This window comes from Lentzea sp. CA-135723 (assembly GCF_050936595.1).
Taxonomy (GTDB): domain Bacteria; phylum Actinomycetota; class Actinomycetes; order Mycobacteriales; family Pseudonocardiaceae; genus Lentzea.
This window is the reverse complement of record NZ_JBNJMK010000001.1, coordinates 1,654,825-1,675,366: the sequence shown is the minus strand read 5'-3', so window position 1 is coordinate 1,675,366 and position 20,542 is coordinate 1,654,825. Positions and strand designations below refer to the sequence as shown.

Below are 20,542 nucleotides of genomic sequence, written 5' to 3'. Positions count from 1 at the left end.
ATCGCCTGTAGGCTGCGGGCGGCAGGTGAGCGTCAAGCAGTCGGCGCAGCGGTGTTCCTGCCGGGATTCGACGTGTGCCGACTGCCTGAGGAGACCTGTGTGACTGCGGACGCGGAGCGCGCCCAGACCCTGACCGACCTGCTGCGGGCCAACGCCGAACCCCTGATCGACCAGTGGGTGGGCGTGGTCGCCGCGCTGCTGCGCGGGCGGTCGACGAGGGTGGAGCTGGAAGCCGACTTCAGGGAGTTCTTCGCGGCGCTGCTGCCCCTGGTCGGGCGGGACGGCAAGGACACCGCGGGACCGGAGTTCGGCGAGATCCGGTCGTTGCTGGAGGAGTACTCGCGGGCCAGGGTGCGCGCGGGCTTCACCCCGTCCGAGACCGCGGCGAGCGTCTTCTCCCTCAAGCGCGAGGTCTTCGGCCTCACCGAGAACAGCGAAGACCCGCAGATGTTCCGCCAGCTGATGGCGTTCTCCGGGCTGCTGGACGCGCTGGGGCTGCTGACGTTCGAGTTCTACGCCCGCGCCCGCGAGGAGATCATCCGGGAGCAGTCGGAGCAGCTGCTGGAGCTCACCACGCCGGTGGTGAAGATCTGGGAGGGCGTGCTGGCGGTGCCGCTGGTGGGCACGCTCGACTCCGCGCGCACGCAGGTCGTGATGGAGAAGCTGCTGGAAGCGCTCGTGGAGACCGGCTCCGAGCACGCGATCATCGACATCACCGGTGTGTTCGCCGTCGACACGCAGGTCGCGCAGCACCTGCTCAAGACCGTGGTCGCGGCCCGGCTGATGGGTGCGGAGTGCATCGTGTCGGGCATCCGGCCGCAGATCGCGCAGACGATCGTGGCGCTGGGCATTGAGTTCGGCGACATCGTCACCAAGGCCTCCCTCGCCGACGCCCTGCGGCACGCGCTGCGCCGCGACGGCGTCGACGTCGTGCGCCGCGAGGCGCAGTGATGGAACGCGTCCCGATTCTGAAGATCGGTGGCGTGCTGCTCGTCTCCATCCAGATCGACCTGCAGGACCAGAGCGTGCTGGCGCTGCAGGAGGACCTGGCCGAGAAGATCAGCGCCACCGGTGCGCACGGCGTGATCATCGACATCTCCGCGGTGGAGATCGTCGACTCGTTCATCGGGCGGATGTTCGCCACGATCGCGGGGATCTCGCGGCTGTTCGACGCCGACACCGTGGTCGTGGGCATGCGCCCGGCCGTGGCGATCACGCTGGTGGAGCTGGGTCTCACGCTCGGCGGCGTGCGGACCGCGCTCGACCTCGAACGCGGCATGAAGATCCTGGGACAGCTCCGAACGCGGGACGCCTGATGCCGCCCCGGTCCGAAGGGCCGGAGGAGGTACCGATCAGCGGTGACGACGACGTGGTGCGCGTCCGTCAGCTCGTGCGCACGTACGCCCAGGACGCGAAGCTCTCGCTGGTGGACCAGACGAAACTGGTCACCGCGGCGAGCGAGCTCGCCCGCAACACGCTCATCTACGGCGGGGGCGGGTTCGCCCGCGTCGAGCAGGTCGGCGACGGCCGCCGCGCCGGCGTGCGCGCCTCGTTCCACGACGAGGGGCCCGGCATCCCGGACCTCACCCTCGCACTTGCCGACGGGTGGAGCAGCGGCAGCGGTCTCGGCCTCGGGCTGAGCGGCGCCCGCCGTCTCGTCGACGAGTTCGACCTCGACACCGAGGTCGGCCGCGGCACGGTCGTGACGGTGACCAAGTGGAAGAGGTGACCGCGCCGCAGTGCCTGCCGCTGGTGCGCGACGAGTCGTGGCTGGCGCTGGAGGAGACCGCCCACGTGGGCAGGGTCCGCCGGGCGGCCACGTCGCTCGCCGAACGGCTGGGGTTCGCCGCGAACCGCGTCGCGGAGATCGGCCTCGCCGCCACCGAGATCGGGACGAACCTGCACAAGCACGCCCGCGACGGCGTCGTGCTGATCCGCTCGGTGCGCGGCGAGCGCGACGCGGCCGTGGAGATCGTCGCGATCGACCGCGGGCCGGGGATCGCCGACCTGGCGCTGGCCTGGGAGGACGGGCACTCGACGACCGGCACGCTCGGCGTGGGCCTGGGCACGGTGGCGAGGCTCGCGACGTCGTGCGCGATGACCTCCCGGCCCGGCGCGGGCACGGCGCTGGTGGCGAGGTTCGCGCCCGTCCTCGACTGGACGCCCGAGTGGGGTGACGAACCCGCGGCCGGGCTGACCAGGCCGATCGGCGGTGAGGAGATGTGCGGCGACGCCTACGCGGCCTGCCGCACCGCCGACCGCATGGTGTTGATGATGTGCGACGGCTCGGGGCACGGGCCGCTCGCGGCGGCGGCGTCGGACATCGCGGTGCGGTTGTTCCGCGAGCAGCCCTTCCTGCCGCCGGAGCAGGCGGTCGCCCGGCTGCACGCTGCGCTGCGGGGCACGCGGGGAGGCGCGGTGGCGGTCGCCGACGTCGACCTCGCCGCGCGGACCGTCCGCTTCTGCGGGCTCGGCAACATCGCCGCCGCCGTGCTGGCCGACGACCGCAAGCAGGGCATGATCTCGGTGCCCGGCGTGGCGGGCCACCAGGCGCGCACGATCCGCGCGTTCGACTACCAGCTCCCCGACCGGGCCGTGGTGGTGCTGCACTCCGACGGTCTCACCGAACGCTGGGGCGCCGACCACGGCAGCGACCTGCGCACCGATCCGCCCCTGCTGATCGCGGCGACGCTGCTGCGCGAGGCGGGCGTGCGCAAGGACGACGCCTGCGTGCTCGTGGCCAGACCGGCATGACGAGCGACCTGCTGCGCCTCGTGATCGGCGAGGAGCCGGACGTGTTCCTGCTCCGCCAGCGCGGCCGCCAGGTCGCGGCCTCGGTCGGGCTCGACGGGCAGGACCAGATCCGGGTGGCGACGGCGCTGAGCGACCTCGGCCGGGAGCTGGTGCGGCAGGACGTGAGCACGACCGCGGTCTTCCGGTTGCGGCGCGCCCCGGTCGCGGCGTTGCTGGTCGAGCTGACCTGGCACGGGCCGGTCGTCGCGGCAGGCCCAGGCTGGGACACCGCCCGCAGGCTGATGAACGAGATGCTCACGACGTCCTCCGGCGTGACGCTCGTGAAGCACGTGCCGCACGCCGTCGTGCCCGACGACGGACTGCTGGACGACCTGCGCGACAGCAGCGGCACCACCGCGCTCGACGAACTGCGCACGCAGAACCAGGAACTGCTGGAGACGCTCGAGAACCTGGAGGCCAAGAGCAAGGAGCTGGAGCGGCTCAACGAGGAACTGGAGGAGACCAACCGCGGTGTCGTCGCGCTCTACCAGGAGCTGTCCGAAGAGCTGGAGCAGACGAACCAGGGTGTGGTCGCGCTCTACGCGGAGCTCGACGCCAAGTCCGCGGAACTGCGCGAGGCGGCCGCGGCCCGGATCCGGTTCTGGTCCAACATCAGCCACGAGCTGCGCGGCCCGATCAACTCGGTGGTCGGCCTGACCCGGCTGCTCGCCGGGCCGGGCGGCGATCCCATGACCGACGACCAGCGCCACCACGTCGACCTGATCAACGAGTCAGCGGCGACGTTGCTCGCGCTGGTGAACGAGCTGCTCGACACCGCCAAGGCCGAGTCCGGCAGCCTCCAGCCGCGGCCCGCGCCCGTCGCGCTCGACTACGTGCTCACCCAGCTGCGCTCGGCGGTGCGGCCGCTGCTGCGGTCCGGCGACGTGCGGCTGGTCGTCGACGACGTCCCGGAGGTACCCCCGCTCGTCACCGACGAGACGATGCTCGTGCGGATCCTGCGCAACGTGCTGTCCAACGCGGTCAAGTTCACCAAGCGCGGCGAGATCCGCTTCACCGCCGAGGCGGGCCCCGGTCCGGACGAGGTCCGGTTCGTCGTCGTGGACACCGGCATCGGCATCCCCGAGGGCGAGCAGACGAGGGTGTTCGAGGAGTTCTACCAGGTGCCGAACGCGTTGCAGGTCGGGGCGAGCGGCACGGGCCTCGGCCTGTCCTACGCGCGCAAGCTCGCCGAGATCCTCGGCGGGACGCTGGTGCTGAGCAGCTCGGCGGGCGTCGGCACGGAGGTCGTGCTGACCCTGCCGACCGCGAAGGACGAGCTCGTCCAGGCCGCGCCGGTGGCGTGCGCGTTGATCGCGGACGGCGACGAGGCCAACCGCGGCCGGCTGCGCGCCGCGATGACCGGCATCGCCGCCGAGGTCCTCGAGACCGAGGACGGCCGCAGCGCGCTGAACCTCGCGAAGCAGCGGCGGCCCGACCTGCTCGTGGTGAACGCGAGCTCGCCGTTGATGAGCGGCAGCGCGGTGTTGTCGGTGCTGAGGCTTGATCCAGATCTGGCCGGGGTACCTGTGGTCATCGTGTGCGGCGACGATCCCGGTGGTCTCGCCCGCAGCGTGCACGGTCTCGGCGCGGCGATGCTGCACGAGGCCCGGATCTCGCCGGAAACGGTGTCCAGGGCGATCAGGGACGCCCAGCTCACCGCACGCAGAACGGACAGCCGATGAACCCGACAGCCATGAGCGGCGGACCGGCCAGGGTCCTCGTGGTCGACGACCTCGAGGCGAGTCGCTTCATCGCCTGCACCTGGTTGCGCCGCAACGGTCACACGGTTGTCGAGGCGACCACCGCCGCCGAGGCGCTCGTCGCGCTGGAGGGCGACTCCTTCGACCTGATCCTGCTCGACGTGCACCTGCCCGACATGAGCGGCTACGACGTCACGGAGCGGATCAAGGCGGATCCGCGCACGAGCTCGATCCCGGTCGTCATGCTCTCGGCGACCTACATCGAGCCCGAGGACAAGGTCACCGGCCTCACCAGGGGCGCGGACGCCTACCTGACCGAGCCCGTCGACCCGGGCGAGTTGCTCGCCAACGTCGAGGCGGCGCTGCGCTACCACCGCGCCCGCGCTCTCGCCGAACACCTGGCCGCCCGGCTGACCCGGCTGACCACCGCCACGTTCGCCATCAACGCCGCGACGACGTTCGACGCGCTCGCCGAGGCCGCCGCGATCGGGGCGGCGGACGTGCTCGGCGCGGCGGCGACCGCAGTCCTCACCGCGCCGTCCGACTCGCTGCGGGTGGCGGCGGCGGGCGTTACCGCGCCGTCCCGGCCCGACACCGCCGAGATCGAGGAGTGGATGTCGGCCCGGCTGCGCGGGGTCGGTGTCACCGTGGTCGAGGACGGCCCGGCGCCGTGGCACCCGGTGCAGCCCGCCGCGGTGGTGCTGGTGCGCACGAGGCCTCGCCGGCCGCCGATCGGCATCGCGGTCGCGTGGACGGCCGTGACGAGCGACGAGGACCGGAACCTGCTGCGCCAGCTCGGCCAGGCGACCGCGCTCGCGGCGGAGGGGCTGCACACGTTCGCCGAGGAGCACTCGCTCGCGCTCACGTTGCAACGCAGCCTGCTGCCCCGCACGTTGCCGCGGCACCCCGCGCTGCCGATGACGGCCAGGTACGTGCCGGCGTCGAGCAACGCCGAGATCGGCGGCGACTTCTACGACGTCATCGAGCTCGACGACCACGTGCTGATCGCCATCGGGGACGTGTGCGGCCACTCGATCGAGGCGGCGACGATCATGGCGGAGGTGCGGCACACGCTGCGCGCGTACGCCGTCGAGGGGCACCGGCCGGCGGAGATCCTGCGCCGGGTCGACGCCCTGCTCCAGCGCTTCCACCCGACCGGCGGCCTGACCACGATGTGCCTGCTGCGCGTGGACCTGGCCGCGGGCACGATGGAGGTCGCGAACGCGGGCCACGTGCCGCCCCTCGTGGTCGACGGGCAGGGTGCCCGCTACGCCCGCGTCCACGGCCCGTTGCTCGGCATCGGCCTGAACCGGCCGGAAGCCACCGAACTGCCGTTACCACCGGACACCACGGTGCTGCTGATCACCGACGGCCTGGTCGAACGGCCGGGCGTCGACCTGGACGAGGGCATGGAGAAGCTGCGCGCCACCGTGTCGAACACCGCGGACATGGACGATCTCGCCGACCGCCTGCTCGCCGAACTGGGCCAGGGCAAGCAGGACGACATCGCGCTGCTGTTGCTGCGACGGCTCGCATGACGGCGCTGCTGGCCGACCTGCCCGTCGAACGGGGCATGTCGATGTCGTCGCTGCGCCGGCAGCTCACCACGATCCTGCGGATGCTCGGCGAGGACCACCTCTACGACGTCCAGCTCGTGGTGACCGAACTCGTGACGAACGTCCTCGACCACACGCCGAGCACCGGCCGCCTGCGCCTCCTGCACGACCACGACCCGTGCGAGGTGACGGTGGAGGTCGACGACGACTCGCCCACCCAGCCCGTGTACGGCCGGTCCCGCCTCGGGGAGCACCGGGGCAGGGGGATCGTGGTGGTGGACAACATCTCCCGCGAGTGGGGGTGCCGGCCGGGCGAGCACGGCAAGACGGTCTTCGCCGTGGTGGCGTGCGTCAGCTGACGACCCGGTACCGCAGGTGGTCGACGGCGGGGGAGGCGTGGGTCGCGATCCGTTCGAGCTCGATCGCGGACCCGAGCGCGGCGAACAACGGCGTGCCGCCGCCGAGCAGCAGCGGCACCACGTGCACGAAGATCTCGTCGACCAGGCCGAGCGGCAGGGCCTGCTGCGCGACCGTGGCACCGTGCAGGCCGACCCGCCTGTCGGCCGCGGCCTCCCGAGCCTGCTCGATCGCGCTCGCCACGCCGTCGGTGACGAACGTGTAGCCCTCGTGGGCCTGCGCGGGAGCGTGGTGGGTGACCACGAAGTTGGGCGTGCCGGGAACGGGGCCGCCGGGACCCCACTCGTTCACCGTCTTGTCGAACGACGTCCTGCCCATCACGATCGCGCCGCAGTGGGCGACCGCGTCGTCCAGGAGCCGGCGGTCCTCGTCGATCGGGTTCTGGAACATCCAGTCGTGCAGGCCGCCCGCGCCGTCGCCGAACGGGTTGGCGCGGCTCGCGTTCGGGCCGGTGACGTAGCCGTCGAGCGAGATCGACATGTCGCAGATGACGAGTGCCATGGTGGAGGTCCTTTCCGGTTCGTTGCCTCTACGTCGATCGGGCGAGGCCTGGTTCGACAGCGGCGCCTGCCTAGACTGCGATCATGACGACGCACCGGTGGACCGCAGCGGACCTTCCCGACCTGACCGGTCGCACCGTGGTCGTGACCGGTGCCGCGAGCGGGGTGGGCAGGGGCACCGCGACCGCCTTCGCCGCGGCGGGCGCGCGGACGGTGCTGGCGGTGCGCGACGTCGCGGCCGGCGAGCGCGTGGCGGCCGGACTGCCGGGCACCACCGAGGTCCGCGCGCTGGACCTCGCGAACCTGGCGTCGGTGCGCGCGTTCGCCGAGGGCTGGCAGGGCGAGATCGACGTGCTGGTCAACAACGCCGGGGTGGCGCTGACGCCGTTCGGCCGCACGGCGGACGGGTTCGAGCTGCAGTTCGGCACCAACCACCTCGGCCACTTCGCGCTCACCAACCTGCTGCTGCCGTCGATCACCGGCCGCGTGGTGACGGTGGCCTCCGGCGCGCACAAGGTGGGCGTGCTCGACCTCGACGACCTGGACCTCGCGCGCTACCGGCCGCAGAAGGCCTACGGCCGTTCGAAGCTCGCGAACCTGCTGTTCACGCTCGAGCTGGACCGCCGCCTGCGGCAGGCGGGGTCGCCGGTGCTCGCGGTGGCGTCCCACCCCGGCTACACGGCGAGCAACCTCGGCACCAAGGGCCGCAACCCGCACCTGGTGAAGGTCGCGCACTTCGTGGGCCGCCACCTCGCGCAGACCGAGGCGCAGGGCGCGTGGCCGTCGCTGTACGCGGCCACCCAGGACCTGCCGGGCGCGAGCTACGTCGGGCCGGACGGGAGGTTCGAGCTGCACGGCCACCCCACGCTGGTGGGGAGGTCGGCGGCGGCGAGCGATCCGGTGCTGGCGGGGCGGTTGTGGGAGACGTCGGAACGGCTCACCGGCGTGACGTTCCCGCTGGCGGCGCAGTCCTGAGCAGAACGGCCGGGTGAGCCCCCAGAGTTCATCCGGCGGTGCGGCTGCGTTCATCCGGTGTGGAACTCCGACCGGCATGGAAGTCATTGTTGTGGTCGTGGTGGTGACGGCGTTGGTGTTCGACTTCACCAACGGGTTCCACGACACCGCCAACGCCATGGCCACGTCGATCGCGACGGGTGCGTTGCCGCCGCGGGTCGCGGTCGCGGTGTCGGCGGTGCTGAACCTGGCCGGTGCGTTCCTGTCGATCGAGGTGGCGCGGACGATCGCCGGCGGACTGGTCGACGAGACGCGGATCGGGCCCGCCGTGGTGTTCGGCGGGCTGGTCGGGGCGGTGGTGTGGAACCTCGCCACCTGGTTGCTGGGCCTGCCGTCGAGCTCGTCGCACGCCCTGTTCGGCGGTCTCATCGGGGCGACGTGGGTGGCGGCGGGATCGGACGCCGTCCGGTTCGGGGCGGTCGTGGAGAAGGTGCTCGTGCCCGCGGTCGCGTCCCCGCTGATCGCAGGTCTCGTCGCGGGCGTTGGAACCTATCTGGCGTACACGATCACGAAGCGGGCCAAGACGGCCACGCGCGGGTTCCGGTACGGGCAGATCGCGTCGGCCTCGCTGGTGTCGCTCGCGCACGGCACGAACGACGCGCAGAAGACGATGGGCATCATCACCCTCACGCTGATCACGGCCGGGTCGCTGCCCGCGGGTGCCGGGCCGCCGCTGTGGGTGATCATCTCGGCGGGGCTCTCCATCGCGCTCGGCACGTGGCTCGGCGGCTGGCGGATCATCCGCACGCTCGGCACCCGCATCACCGACATCGAGGCGCCGCAGGGGTTCGCGGCGGAGGCGTCGGCGGCGACGGTGATCCTCACGTCGTCGCAGATGGGGTTCGCACTGTCCACAACGCACGTGTGCGCGGGTGGCGTGGTCGGTGCGGGCGTCGGCAAGAGGCTGGCCGACGTGCGGTGGACCGTCGCGGGACGGATGGCCGTCGCGTGGCTGCTCACGTTGCCCGCCGCCGCGATCGTGGGCGCGATCGCCGGGCGGACCGCCGCCCAGGGGACGGTCGGCGTGACCGTGGTGGCGGTGGCCGGTGCCGCCGTCGGCGTGGCGTGCTGGGTGCTCTCGCGCCGCAATCCCGTGGGCGCGCACAACGTCAACCAGGCAGCGTGAGGAGTTCGCCGTGCAGATCGACTGGGCCGCTCTCGGCTTCGTGCTGATCGTCTCGCTCGTGCTCGGCGCGGGCACGGTCGCGGTGTTCTCGGCGGGGATCGCGGCGGCCGCGCGCGGGCAGCGCGTGCTGCCCGCCGCGAGCTACCTGGTGTGCGCCGCCATCGCCGGGTACGGCATCTACCTGGTGGCAGTGCATTGAGATCCGGTGGCGGTGCGTTGTCGCACCGCCACCGGCGTGCTCACTGGTAGCCGCGGATCTGGCAGAACACCTTCGCCAGGTCACCGCCGCGCGCGTCCCAGACCTCGCCGCCGGTCTTCGCCGCCACCTCCCGCATCTGCGCCTCGGCCGCCTCGCCGAACAGGATCGGGAACACCCGCACCTGCTTGCCCGCCGCGAACGCGGTGAAGTCGGCGAGCGACCGGCCGGTGTTGCTCTCTCCGTCGGTCATCAGCACGACGCTGAGGAACCGGTCGGTGCCGGTCAGCTCGTCGTACGCGCGGATCAGGCTGTCGTAGACGGCGGTGTCGCCGGCCGCCACCAGGCCGTCGATCGCGGCACGGATGGCGTCGCGGGACGGCTGCGGGTTCTGCGCGTCGACGGTGAACGTGCGCAGCGGCAGCGGTGCCTGGTTGAACGGCAGCAGCACGACGTCCTCGCGGCTGCGGAACCGGCAGTACTTGCCCGTCAGCGAGGTGTCGACGCCGGTCAGGCCGCTCAGCGACTTCTTGAGCGCCTCGATCCGCTCGCCCTGCATGGAACCGGACGTGTCGAGCACGTACACGGTCCGCGACGGACGGCGCAGCCGGTCGAAGTACGCGGTGAGCAACGCGTCGACGGCGTCCCGCGTGCCGGGGAACGGCAGTTCGCTCAGCTTGTCCGGCAACCCGGAGGGCAGCGCCACACCGGGAACGGCCGGGCGGCGCGCGGTCTGGTCGGCGATCTTCCGTTGCGTGCCGGGGAACCGCAGGTAGTCGCCGAGCCGCTTGTGCGCGTCGCGGGCCGCGTCACCGGAGCCGTTCAGCAGGGTCAGCGGGTAGTCGGCGCTGACCACGCCGTCGCGCGGGTAGACCAGCGTGAGCTGTTCCGGCAGCTTGCCCGACTTGTTCAGCGCCACCAGCGACGACTCGTAGTTGATCAGGCCGTCCAGCGGGGGCTGGGTGTTGTGCGCGACGAACGCGTCGGTGAGAAAACCCGACGAGCCCGCGGTGACCCGTTGCGCGGCGAAGAAACCGGCCAGTTGCGGCGCCACCCGGTCGATCGCCGCCGCGTCGAGCGCGCGGCCGCTGCCGTCCAAGGCGGACGCGATCGCGACCAGGGCGGAGAAGCCGGTGTTGGACGCGGCCGGGTCGGTCATGGCGAACGTGAAGTCGCCCTTGCCCGCGGCGGCCGCGATCTCCGCCCAGCCCGGCTGCTTCGTGCTCCAGCCCAGCCGGTCCGCGACGGGCTTGCGCAGCCCGAGCACGACCGGCGAGCCCATGATCCGCGCCGAGGAACCGAGCCGTCCGCGCGCTTCGGGAATCGTTTCGAGGTAACGGTTCGAGGAGAACCACAGCGCGTCGAACGTGCCGTCCGCCTTGCCGTCGGCGACGGTCTGCGCGCCCTCCAGGCTGCCGGTGAAGGTGAACTTCACCGTGACGCCGGTGGCGCGCGCCGCCTCCTCGAGGATCGGCTGCAGGTCGGCGAGCTCACTGCCGGCGAGCACGCGCAACGTCGTCGCCGGACCGCTCACGTCGGGCAACGGCGTCTCGGGCGGAGGCGGGGGAGTGGTGGTGCAGGCGGCCAGGACCAGCGCGGACAGGAGTACGGCTAGACGCTTCACTTCGCGCATCTCCTGGCGTTCTCGGTGGAGGGGGCGACGGCGGCGAGCATCGACTCGAACACCTCGTAGGAGGGCGAGTCGACCACGTCGACGGGCGGCGTGCGCCTGCTGACGGGGTTGTCGATCGGGCGTTCGGGGCGGAAACCGTGTTCGGCGGCCAGCCGCGCGAGCTCGGGGTCGTCCCGCAACGCCTGCACGACCCGGCGGCCGGTGTCGTCGATCGGGATCACGGTGTGCCGCGAGTACACCGTCGGCTTGGGGAACAGCATCACCATGTCGTCGCTGAGCTGCGGCTTCAGCCCGGGAGCCTCGGCGACGAACTGGGCCTCGTAGATCAGCCCGAGCGGCACCTGGCCCGCCCCGCCGGTCAGGTAGGTGTTGAAGAGCACCTGGCTGGTGTCCACCTGCTCGCCCTGGTCGAAGACCAACCGGCACAGCGCCGGCATCAGCTTGCCGATCTGCTCCGGCGTCGTCACCACGGACCCGCCGTTGGCGACGTGCGACACGATCGACAGGAACATGAGCCCCGAGTTGGAGTCCTGCGGGTCGGTCGTGCGCAGCAGCACCGTCTTGCGTTGCGCGTACTCGGTGTTGCCCGGCAGCTGGTCCCACGCCGTGCTCTGCTGCGCGAGGTCGATCAGCTTCGCGACGTCCACGGCGTCACGGCCACCGCTCGGCACGATCGCTCCCGCCCTGCGCAGCACCTCGACGATCGGCTTGAACGTCGCCACCGCCATCGGCGAGGAGAACGGCGTGTAGGAGTCGGTGAGCTGCCGCTCGGTCATGATCTTCTGAGCGGTCGCGCTGCTGCCGGGGAACGCGAACCCGTAGCGGTTGTTCTTGAGCGCCTGCACCATCTCGAGCGACCCGGTCGTGTCGATCGTGATCCGCAGGCCGGCGCAGGCGAACCTGTCGCGCACCCGCTGGTCCGCGAAGTACGCCTCCTTCTCCGACCCGATCACGCCCCGGACGTCCGTGAGCTCCTTCGCGCAGCCTGCCTGCTGCCCTGTCTGGTAGCGGTCCAGCACCACGAACCCGACCGTTGCGATGAGCACGACGCCTAACGCGATCGAGATGTACCTTACGAACCGCAGCCTGTCGCGCCGCGCCATCGTTCCTCCGAGAATCCGGTTGCCGGGTAAGACGTTCTGGCCGCCCCGCCCGTTCCGTTCACGACCGCCGGTTCAGGTCCTGCGTCGGTTCCGCGGCCGAGGAGTCGCCGCCCAGCGCGCCGAACGCGAGCAACGCCCCGGCCACCGCGAGCGCCACCGGCGTCACCGGCCGCCACAGCCCGTCGACCAGCCCTGCCAGCACCAGCCCGAGCCCGGCGCCGGCCCCGGTGAGCGCGGCCACGGCACCCCACACCAGGCCGCGCGGCGTGCGCTTGACGGGTGGTGGAGGTGGTGGTGGCACCCTCTCCATGATGATCGTGTCGATGGCCGCGCGTGCCGCCGCGCCGAGCTCACCGGCCGACTGGTAGCGCCGTTCCCGGTCCTTCTCCAGGCCCTTCATCACGACGTGCCGCAGCGCCGCCGGGACGTGCTCCGGCAACGGGTCGGGCTGGTCGAGCACGTGCGCGGTGAGCACCGCCATGTCGTTGTCCCGCACGAACGGCCGCCGTCCGGCCAGGCACTCGTAGAGCATCACGGCGAGCGAGTAGACGTCCGCGCGGTGGTCGGCCTTCTGGCCGGACTGGAGTCGTTCGGGCGCGATGTAGCCGGGCGTGCCGACGATCTGGTCCAGCCGGGTCACCGGTGCGGCGCCGCCGGTGTCGATCGGCTGCGCGATGCCCCAGTCGAAGAGCCACGCGTGGTCGGCCCCGCGCCGCGCGCCCGGTTCCAGCATCACGTTGGACGGCTTGACGTCGCGGTGCCGCAGGTCCTCGCGGTGCGCGGCGTCGAGCGCCGACCCGATCTGCTCGACGATCGTGACCGCGCGCTCCGGGCTCAGCGGGCCCTGGTCGATCACCGACGCGAGGTCGACGCCGTTGATGTAGCGCATGACGAAGTACGGCGGGTCGTCGGTCGAGTAGTCGTAGACGGGCAGCACGTGCGGGTGGTCGATCTGCGCCGCCATCCGGCACTCCAGCCGGAACCGCCGCGCGAGCTCGGGGTCGCGCAACGCCTCGTCGTTGGAGAGCAGCTTCAGCGCCACCCGTCTGCCCGTGCGCGAGTTGACGGCGAGGTAGACCTCTCCCATGCCGCCGCGGCCGAGCAGCTCGCGCAGCTCGTAGGAGCCGAACTGGTTGGACACCGATCACCCCGTCGCGCGGTCCGTGCTGGACGCGGTGATCGTACGTCGGCGAAACGGGGAGCGGTTCCACTTCACTCGGATGCGCTCGTCCGGTCTCACAGCCAGCCGCGGCGTTCGGCGAGACTCCCCGCCTGGAACCGGGACGACGCGCCGAGCTCGTTCATCAGCCGCTGGAGCCTGCGGTAGGTGGTCCGGGTGCTCCAGCCGTTCGCGCGGGCGATCGCCGTGTCGGTGAGGCCCGCCTTCATCATCGTGAGCAGGGCTCTGGTCTCCTCGTCCGGGTGCGCGCCGTCGCCGACGTCCGGAGCGGCCACGTCGAGCGGGGCGGCCTGGGCCCACTCGCCCTCGAACAACGCCTCGAGCGCGGTCAGCAGCGGGGAACGCCGGACGAGGTAGGCGACCTGCAGGCCTGGCCGGCGCGCAGCAACGGCGGCAGGCCGTGTGCTTCGGCGACGCTCGTGAGCAACGCGCGTTTGGTGGCCAGGGGCACCAGGGCGCTCGCGGCGTTTCGGGACGGAACAGGGATGGCTGCCGGGTTGATCGGCGGAAGCGGTGTGGCGGCCGAGTCCTGCGGTGGGAGCGGTGCGGCGGCCGAGTCCTGCGGCGAGAGCGGGTTGCCTGCCGAGTTCTGCGGCGGAACCTGGATGCCCTGGTCGGCGAGCCCCTCCCGCACCGCCGCGACCAAGGCCCCGCTCGCGAACTCGTCCACCCTCGTCACCCCCTTCCGGTCCGGCCGGGGACAACGCTAGGCCCGCGGCTACCGGCTGTCTTGAACGATCGCGCCGTCCAGGAACGCGTCGATCTCGGCCGTGCCAGGACTGGTCGCCGGACCGGCCTGCGTGACGGCGAGGGCGGCGGCCGCGTTGGCCCGGCGAGCGGCCTCCTGGGGGCTCAGGCCCGCGGCGAGCCCGGCCGCCAGCACCCCGGCGTGCGCGTCGCCCGCGCCGTTGGTGTCGACGGCGTGCACCCGGAAACCCGGTACCAGCAAGGGTTTCCGGCCGATCGCGGCGCCGGCCAGCCAGCAGCCCGCCGCGCCGTCCCTGACCACGACGAGCCCGCCGGGGCGGATGCGGTCCACCAGCGCCGCGGCGGCCTCGGCACCGGACAGTCCCGTCGCGATGGTGGCTTCGCGGGCGTTGGCGCTCAGCACGTCGGTGCGCCGCAGGACCGGGCCGAGCACGGCCGGGTCCAGGTCGCCGACGAGCGGGGACGGGTCGGTGATCACCCGCGTGCCGGTGGGCAGGCCGGGCAGCCAGCCGGACAGCGCCTCCGCGTTGACCGGGTGGGCCAGGCTGTAGCCGGACACGTGCACGAGGTCGTGGTCGGTGACCTGGACGCGGTCGAGGTCGGCGCGGGTCAGCCTGCCCTCGGCGCCGACCGTGGTGACGAACGTCCGCTCGGCGGTCGGGTCGACCAGGACGACGCAGTAGCCGCTGTCCACGTCGTCGAGTCCTGTTTGGACGATCTGCGCGCCGCTCTCGTCCAGCGCGGCGCGCACGACGTCGCCCATCGGACCGGTGCCGTACTGGCCCGCGAACACGACGGGCAGCCCGGCGCGCTGGGCGGCGACGAGGGTGTTGAGGCCGCCGCCCGCGGTCGTCCGCGACCCGGTGGCGATGACGTCGCCGCCCGGTTCCGGCAGGTGGTCGACCGTCAGCACGAGGTCGACGATGACGTTGCCGGTCGAGATCAGCCTGGGCTCAGTCACGGGCGCCGCCCAGGGCGAAGTAGCCCGCCGCGGCCACGACGAACGTGACGATCCAGCCGATGGAGCTGAGTCCGTTGGCCAGCAACAGGTATCCGATGACGAGGGCGACGGCCCATGCCGTGGTCGCCCGCCATTCGACGCCGCCGCGGTACCAGTAGACGCCCTGCCGCGACATGTCGAGCAGCCCGGCCGGGTCGTAGTGGCGGCGCTTGATCATGTCGACGAGGAACACACCGAGCCACGCCGTGATCGGGATGGCCAGCAACGAGATGAAGCCGATGAACGGGCCGTAGAAGTTGTCGGCCAGCAGCATGAAGTAGATCGCGCCGAGGAACGTGACGGTCACGTCCAGCGCCACCGCGTACACCCGCGGCACCCGGACGCCGAGGGTGAGCGTGGTCAGCCCGGCCGAGTAGACCGACAGGTGGTTCGACAGCAGCAACCCGCCGAACGCCGCGATCAGGTACGGCACGGCCATCCAGGACGGCAGCAGGTCGCGGATCGCGGCGACAGGGTCGGAGGCGGACGCCAGGGAGTCGTCGCCCGCCGTGAGCAGGGCGCCGAGACCGATCAGCAGCACCAGCGGGATGCCGGCGCCGGCCGCGCTCGCGCTGATCAACCGGCCCGCCCGGACGCTGGTCTTCTGGTAGCGGGCCATGTCGGCGCCCGCGTTGGCCCAGCCGATACCCGTGCCGCCCGCGATCACGCCGATGCCGGCCAGCACCGCCGTGACCGGGCCCGCCGGCATCGCGGCGACGGCGCTCCAGTCCACAGTGGCCGCCAGCACGACGCCCACGACCACGTTCAGGGCGCCGAAGATCCACGTCGCCCACTTCTGGATCACCAGGATCGCGGCGTGCCCGAGCCCGGAGACGAGCAGCGTGCACAGTTCGAAGATCGCGATCGCGACGATCGTGAGCACCGGCACCGACTTGGCGTCCGCCGCCGTGCCGAACGCGATCGTGAACAACGACAGCAGCACGAACGCGCCGGTGGTGGTGTTCACCGTCTCCCAGCCGAGGCGGGACGCCAGGGCGACCAGCGTCGGGCCCGCGTTGCCGCGCGTGCCGAAGACGGCGCGGGACAACGTCATGCTCGGCGCGCCACCACGCCGTCCGGCCACCGACACGACACCGACCACCGCGAACGAGCCCGCCGCGCCGACCGCCGCGACGATCAGCGCCTGCCAGACGTTGAGGAACTGGAACGCGACGAGCGTGGCGCCCAGCGGCAGGCCGAGGATGGAGATGTTGGCGGCGAACCACACCCAGAACAGCTGCAGGGGGTTGCCGTTGCGGTCGGCGTTCGGCACGGGCTCGATGCCGCGCTGCTCGACGGCGCTCAGCGCGCCGCGGGTGGTGGTGGACATGGCTGTCTCCAGACGACGGTGGTGGAAACGCTTCAGGGGTCGGTTCAGAGGCCTTTCTCGAGCGGCCTTTCGCGGAGGTCGAGCAGCTTGCTCACGAGCGGGTCGAGGTCCAGTTCGTTGACGCTCCGGATGGTCGCGAGCGCGTCGGCGGGCCAGATCTCGTTGCCGTGCACCGCACCGAGCACGGCGCCCGCCATGGCGGCGATCGTGTCGGTGTCCCCGCCGAGGCTCGCGGCCTGGCAGAGCGCGGCCCACGGCTCGTCGGCCAGCGCCGCGAGGGCGAGGGCCGCGACCACGGACTCCTGCGCGGCCACGGAGGTGCCGACTACGTTGATCAACGCCTCTTCCCGGGCCATGGCGTTGAGCGACGTCAGGTAGGGGAGCGCCCAGCGCAGCCGGGCCGCGATCGTGCCGCCCGCCACCCAGTGCCCGCGCCTGCCACCCTCCTCGGCCGCGGCGATCGCGACCTCGACGGCCTCCGGCAGGCTCGCCCCGCCCACGCCGGCGCTCACCGCGGCCCCGACGGCGGCGGCGGCCCCGATGCCCAGGCCCGTGTTGTGCGTGGGCGCGCTGGTGTGCGCGACCACGTCCACGAAGGACTCCAGGTGGGCGGCGTCCGCGGCGATCCCGACCGGGGTGATCCGCATGGCCGCGCCGTTGGTGGCGCCGTTGCGACCGGCCTCGTCCGCCGGCACGCCGTCCTCCAGCCGTGCCAGTGCCGCCTTCGTGGACGGCCCGAGCAGGTCGAGCGACCCGCGCTCGCGCATCCGGTCCTCCCACGCCAGCAGCCGCCGCGCCAGTTCGACCGGGTCGACGACCCCGTCGTTCTCGACCAGCAGCTCGGCGAGCAGCACGGCCTGCTCGGTGTCGTCGGTGATCGACCCGGCGACCATGCCGGCCGCGATCCGCTGCCGTGGCCCGGCGTCCGCGAGCCCGGTGATCGGCCCGTGGTCGGCGAGGATCTCCGCGCGGGACATCGACTGCGTGGGCATCCCCAGCGCGTCGCCGAGCGCCAGCCCCCAGAACGCACCGAGCGCGTTGCTCTTCATCTCAGCCCCCGAAGCTCACGTGCAGCCGGAACCGCTGCGGATCGAGCCAGCTCACGACCTTCTCGACGAAGTTCCCGTCCGCGTCCCGCGCGATCCGCGTGGTGTGCAGGAACATCTCGCCCGGCTCCCGCCCCAGCAGCCGCGCGTCGGCCTCGCCCAGCGCCGCCACCGCGATCCACTGGTCCCCGCGCGCCGGCACCAGCCCGGAGGCCGTCATGGTCTCCGCCAGCGAGTCGTCGGTGAGCCCGTGCTCGGGCACCTGCCTCAGCGCGCCGACCGCCGGCACCCGGCTGCGTTCGAGCGACACGGCCGTGCCGTCCCCGACGAGCCGCCGGATCCGGTCGAGCGCCAGGAACTCCAGGGCACCGGCCCCGACCGTGGCGGCGAGGTCGGGATCGACCACCCGTTCCGCGCGCACGATCTCGGCCCTGGTGTGCACCCCGGTCATCGCGAGCGCGAGACCCCAGCTCGGCGACTCGTCGAGCGACCGGCCGTCGAACGTGACGAACGAACCGACGCCGGTCTGGGTCTCGATCAGGTTGTCGCGGGCGAGCCCTTCGAGCGCACCTCGGATCGTGCTGCGGCTGACGGAGAACCGCCGCGCCAGCTCGTTCTCGCCGGGCAGCAGCGTCCCGGCCGGGTGCTCACCCGAGTGGATCGCCTCGCGCAGCCGGTCGGCGACCTCCTGGCGCTTGAGCGACGAACGCCCGCGACTCTGCTTGTCCATACCTGGACCGTACCTGTCCGGTACCTGTATGGCTAGGTCTGTTTCGGTCACCCGAATGCCCGGGCCGTTTTTACGCGATCTTGATGCCGGACCCCTCCTGCCTTTACGAGGGCCGGACTTCACGCGAAGTTGACTCGCTCCCAAATGACTGCACACCACCACGGGGGCACCGGCATGACCGAAACGGCGCAGTTCGCCATACCCGAACGCGTGGACAGCCCGGTGCGCCCGGCTGCCCCCGCGACCGGGCTGGGGCGGTGGCTGCTGAAGCACCGGGTGCAGCCGGTCGTGGGCCCGGAGAGCGGCGAGGCGCACGCCGTGCCGCAGTCGTGGTGGAAGGTGATGTGCCTGACCGGCGTGGACTACTTCTCCACGCTGTCCTACCTGCCGGCCATCGCGGCACTGGCCGCCGGCGCCGTGTCACCGCTGGCCACGTTGCTGATCGTGGCGCTGACGCTGCTGGGCATGCTCCCGATGTACCGCCGGGTCGCTCGCGAGAGTCCGCACGGCCAGGGCTCGGTGGCGATGCTGGAGAACCTGCTGCCGTTCTGGCGCGGCAAGCTCTTCGTCCTGGTGCTCCTGGGTTTCGTGGCCACGTCGTGGATCATCACGATCACCCTGTCCTCAGCCGACGCGACCGTGCACCTGCTGGAAAACCCTTTGGCACCAGGCTTCCTGCACGGCCACGAGGTCGCGGTGACCGTTGTCCTGCTGCTCGTGCTGGGCGGAGTGTTCCTGCTCGGCTTCAGCGAGGCGGTGGGGGTGGCGATCCCGCTCGTCGCGGTCTTCCTGCTGCTCAACGCCGTGGTAGTGGTCGCGGGCGTGGCGCAGGTCGTGGCCGAGCCCGTCGCACTGGACCGCTGGCTGGACGCCCTGACGGCGACCGGCGGCGTCACCGGCGCGGTGGGCCCGGCGATCCTCGCGTTCCCGTTGCTGGTGCTGGGCCTGTCGGGCTTCGAGACCGGCGTGAGCATGATGCCGCTGGTGGCGTCCAAGGGCGAGAACTCCGAGGAACGCCTGGCGGACCGCGTGCGCAACACCCGCAAACTCCTGACGGCGGCAGCCCTGATCATGTCGGTCTACCTGATCGCCACGAGCTTCGTCACCACGGTCCTGATCCCGGCGGAGCAGTTCCGCCCAGGCGGCGAGGCCAACGGCCGCGCCCTCGCCTACCTCGCCCACGAACTGCTCGGCGAGGGCGTGGGCACCGCCTACGACATCAGCAGCATCCTGATCCTCTGGTTCGCGGGCGCCTCCGCGATGGCGGGCCTGATCAACATCGTGCCGCGCTACCTCCCGTCCTACGGCATGGCACCAGAATGGTCCCGCGCCGTACGCCCGGTGGTGATCGTCTACACGGCCATCTGCATCCTGGTCACGATCGTCTTCAACGCCGACGTCAACGCACAGGCAGGCGCCTACGCAACGGGCATCCTGGCCATGATGGTCTCGGCGTCCGTAGCCGTCGCCATCTCGGCGGCCAAACGCCGTCAACGCACAGCGATCGCGTTCGTGGTCCTGACCCTCATCCTGCTCTACGCCCTGGTGGAGAACGTGATCGAGAAGCCCGACGGCCTCACGATCTCGCTGTTCTTCATCCTCGGCATCATCGCGATCTCCCTGGTCTCCCGAGTGACCCGCACCACCGAACTGCGGGTGGAACACATCGAGTTCGACGAGACAGCCCGCCGCTTCGTGGCCGACACCCTCGCCCACGACGGAGCAGTAACGCTCATCGCCAACCGCCGCCAGGCAGGCGACGCCGCCGAGTACACCGAGAAGGAAGCGGAGCAACGCGGCATGAACCCGGTCCCAGGCACCGCGGACGTGCTGTTCCTGGAGATCGACGTGGTAGACCCGTCGGACTTCAGCGAGGTGCTCCAGGTGCGCGGCGTGGAAGTCGACGGCCACCGCATCCTGCGCGCCGGCAGCCCAGCCGCCCCCAACGCCATAGCCGCGATCCTCCTGGCCCTGCGCGACTGCACGGGCGTGCGCCCGCACTGCCACTTCGCGTGGAGCGAGGGCAACCCGCTGGGCCACCTGTTCCGCTACCTCCTGCTGGGCCGAGGCGACACGGCGCCGGTGGTGCGGGAGATCATCAGGGCGAGCGAGCCGGACCCCGACCGCAGGCCGGGCATCCACGTGGGCGGCTGACGGCGGGGCGCGGGGGAGCGGGCCAGGGCTGCTGGAGAGCAGCGCTGCTGAGGGCAGGTCTGCTGGGGCAGCTCTGCTGGGAAGCGGCGCCGGGGGATGGGGCCGCTAGGGAACGGGCTGCCAGGGACCGGGTCGCTGGGGAATCGGGGTTGCTGCAGAGCCGGGTTGCTGCGGAGCGAGGTCGTCGGGCGCGGGTCGCCGCGAGGCGAGGTCGCTGAGCGCGGGGCCCGTGGTGAGCAAGACGGGTCGACGCAAGACGGGTCAAGGCAAGACGGGTCAAGGATGGCTTTAGGGCCTGGCGATGCCGAAGGCGAGCCCGTATGAGCGCAAGCTTCGCGATGGCGCAGCCGAGCTCG

The 20,542-nt window shown here is 71.9% G+C and carries 21 protein-coding genes; 11 read left to right on the top strand and 10 right to left on the bottom strand.

Features of this window, described 5'->3' with window-relative positions; genetic code table 11:
- The first annotated feature begins 99 nt into the window (after window positions 1-99).
- The 7 genes from ACQEU1_RS07170 to ACQEU1_RS07140 are packed head-to-tail and all read left to right on the top strand — an operon-like array spanning window position 100 to window position 6,408.
- A complete protein-coding gene (locus ACQEU1_RS07170) occupies window positions 100-951 on the top strand; it encodes an STAS domain-containing protein (RefSeq protein ID WP_433197527.1) in 852 nt (283 codons plus the stop codon).
- A complete protein-coding gene (locus ACQEU1_RS07165; RefSeq protein WP_433197525.1) occupies window positions 951-1,316 on the top strand; it encodes an STAS domain-containing protein in 366 nt (121 codons plus the stop codon). Before ACQEU1_RS07170 ends, ACQEU1_RS07165 begins: the two co-directional genes overlap by 1 nt.
- Window positions 1,316-1,729 (top strand): anti-sigma regulatory factor, encoded by a 414-nt coding sequence (locus ACQEU1_RS07160; protein ID WP_433197523.1) that lies wholly within the window; start codon window positions 1,316-1,318, stop codon window positions 1,727-1,729. The genes ACQEU1_RS07165 and ACQEU1_RS07160 overlap by 1 nt, the downstream gene beginning before the upstream one ends.
- A complete protein-coding gene (locus tag ACQEU1_RS07155; protein WP_433197521.1) occupies window positions 1,717-2,754 on the top strand; it encodes an ATP-binding protein in 1,038 nt (345 codons plus the stop codon). Before ACQEU1_RS07160 ends, ACQEU1_RS07155 begins: the two co-directional genes overlap by 13 nt.
- A complete protein-coding gene (locus ACQEU1_RS07150; protein ID WP_433197519.1) occupies window positions 2,751-4,475 on the top strand; it encodes an ATP-binding protein in 1,725 nt (574 codons plus the stop codon). The genes ACQEU1_RS07155 and ACQEU1_RS07150 overlap by 4 nt, the downstream gene beginning before the upstream one ends.
- On the top strand, window positions 4,472-6,031 hold the full coding sequence (locus ACQEU1_RS07145) for a SpoIIE family protein phosphatase (RefSeq protein WP_433197517.1): 1,560 nt from the start codon (window positions 4,472-4,474) through the stop codon (window positions 6,029-6,031). The genes ACQEU1_RS07150 and ACQEU1_RS07145 overlap by 4 nt, the downstream gene beginning before the upstream one ends.
- The gene (locus ACQEU1_RS07140) at window positions 6,028-6,408 is read left to right on the top strand and encodes an ATP-binding protein (RefSeq protein ID WP_433197515.1); all 381 of its coding nucleotides are present in this window, start codon (window positions 6,028-6,030) and stop codon (window positions 6,406-6,408) included. Before ACQEU1_RS07145 ends, ACQEU1_RS07140 begins: the two co-directional genes overlap by 4 nt.
- On the opposite strand, the gene ACQEU1_RS07135 is transcribed toward ACQEU1_RS07140, so the two are convergent.
- Window positions 6,401-6,967: a dihydrofolate reductase family protein gene (locus ACQEU1_RS07135; protein WP_433197513.1), complete on the bottom strand. Its 567-nt coding sequence runs from the start codon at window positions 6,965-6,967 to the stop codon at window positions 6,401-6,403. The two genes, ACQEU1_RS07140 and ACQEU1_RS07135, sit on opposite strands and share 8 nt — an antisense overlap.
- A gap of 83 nt (window positions 6,968-7,050) precedes the next feature.
- On the opposite strand from ACQEU1_RS07135, the gene ACQEU1_RS07130 reads away from it, so the two are divergent.
- The 3 genes from ACQEU1_RS07130 (at window position 7,051) to ACQEU1_RS07120 (ending at window position 9,305) form a co-directional block, all read left to right on the top strand.
- Window positions 7,051-7,941, top strand: coding sequence for an oxidoreductase (locus tag ACQEU1_RS07130; protein WP_433197511.1), 891 nt, complete (start codon window positions 7,051-7,053; stop codon window positions 7,939-7,941).
- A 76-nt stretch (window positions 7,942-8,017) separates the two neighbouring features.
- Window positions 8,018-9,106 (top strand): anion permease, encoded by a 1,089-nt coding sequence (locus tag ACQEU1_RS07125; protein WP_433197509.1) that lies wholly within the window; start codon window positions 8,018-8,020, stop codon window positions 9,104-9,106.
- 10 nt (window positions 9,107-9,116) lie between these two features.
- Complete coding sequence (locus ACQEU1_RS07120; protein WP_433197507.1) at window positions 9,117-9,305, top strand: hypothetical protein; 189 nt, start codon at window positions 9,117-9,119, stop codon at window positions 9,303-9,305.
- A 40-nt stretch (window positions 9,306-9,345) separates the two neighbouring features.
- Here ACQEU1_RS07120 and ACQEU1_RS07115 read toward each other — a convergent pair whose 3' ends face one another.
- The 9 genes from ACQEU1_RS07115 to ACQEU1_RS07075 form a co-directional block, all read right to left on the bottom strand.
- Window positions 9,346-10,935, bottom strand: coding sequence for a substrate-binding domain-containing protein (locus tag ACQEU1_RS07115; RefSeq protein ID WP_433197505.1), 1,590 nt, complete (start codon window positions 10,933-10,935; stop codon window positions 9,346-9,348).
- A complete protein-coding gene (locus ACQEU1_RS07110; RefSeq protein ID WP_433197503.1) occupies window positions 10,923-11,981 on the bottom strand; it encodes a hypothetical protein in 1,059 nt (352 codons plus the stop codon). Before ACQEU1_RS07110 ends, ACQEU1_RS07115 begins: the two co-directional genes overlap by 13 nt.
- A gap of 115 nt (window positions 11,982-12,096) precedes the next feature.
- On the bottom strand, window positions 12,097-13,179 hold the full coding sequence (locus ACQEU1_RS07105; protein ID WP_433197501.1) for a serine/threonine-protein kinase: 1,083 nt from the start codon (window positions 13,177-13,179) through the stop codon (window positions 12,097-12,099).
- Between the two features lie 95 nt (window positions 13,180-13,274).
- Window positions 13,275-13,532, bottom strand: coding sequence for a helix-turn-helix domain-containing protein (locus ACQEU1_RS07100; RefSeq protein WP_433197499.1), 258 nt, complete (start codon window positions 13,530-13,532; stop codon window positions 13,275-13,277).
- A 14-nt stretch (window positions 13,533-13,546) separates the two neighbouring features.
- Complete coding sequence (locus tag ACQEU1_RS07095) at window positions 13,547-13,888, bottom strand: hypothetical protein (RefSeq protein WP_433197497.1); 342 nt, start codon at window positions 13,886-13,888, stop codon at window positions 13,547-13,549.
- A gap of 48 nt (window positions 13,889-13,936) precedes the next feature.
- A complete protein-coding gene (locus ACQEU1_RS07090) occupies window positions 13,937-14,887 on the bottom strand; it encodes a PfkB family carbohydrate kinase (RefSeq protein ID WP_433197495.1) in 951 nt (316 codons plus the stop codon).
- Complete coding sequence (locus tag ACQEU1_RS07085) at window positions 14,880-16,256, bottom strand: purine-cytosine permease family protein (RefSeq protein ID WP_433197493.1); 1,377 nt, start codon at window positions 16,254-16,256, stop codon at window positions 14,880-14,882. Before ACQEU1_RS07085 ends, ACQEU1_RS07090 begins: the two co-directional genes overlap by 8 nt.
- Before the next feature lie 44 nt (window positions 16,257-16,300).
- Window positions 16,301-17,305 (bottom strand): ADP-ribosylglycohydrolase family protein, encoded by a 1,005-nt coding sequence (locus ACQEU1_RS07080; RefSeq protein ID WP_433197491.1) that lies wholly within the window; start codon window positions 17,303-17,305, stop codon window positions 16,301-16,303.
- 1 nt (window position 17,306) lies between these two features.
- Entirely contained in the window at window positions 17,307-18,032 is a 726-nt protein-coding gene (locus ACQEU1_RS07075) for a GntR family transcriptional regulator (RefSeq protein WP_433197489.1), read from the bottom strand.
- Between the two features lie 174 nt (window positions 18,033-18,206).
- Here ACQEU1_RS07075 and ACQEU1_RS07070 point away from each other — a divergent pair, with 174 nt between their 5' ends.
- A complete protein-coding gene (locus tag ACQEU1_RS07070; RefSeq protein ID WP_433197487.1) occupies window positions 18,207-20,186 on the top strand; it encodes an amino acid transporter in 1,980 nt (659 codons plus the stop codon).
- Window positions 20,187-20,542: the final 356 nt, after the last annotated feature.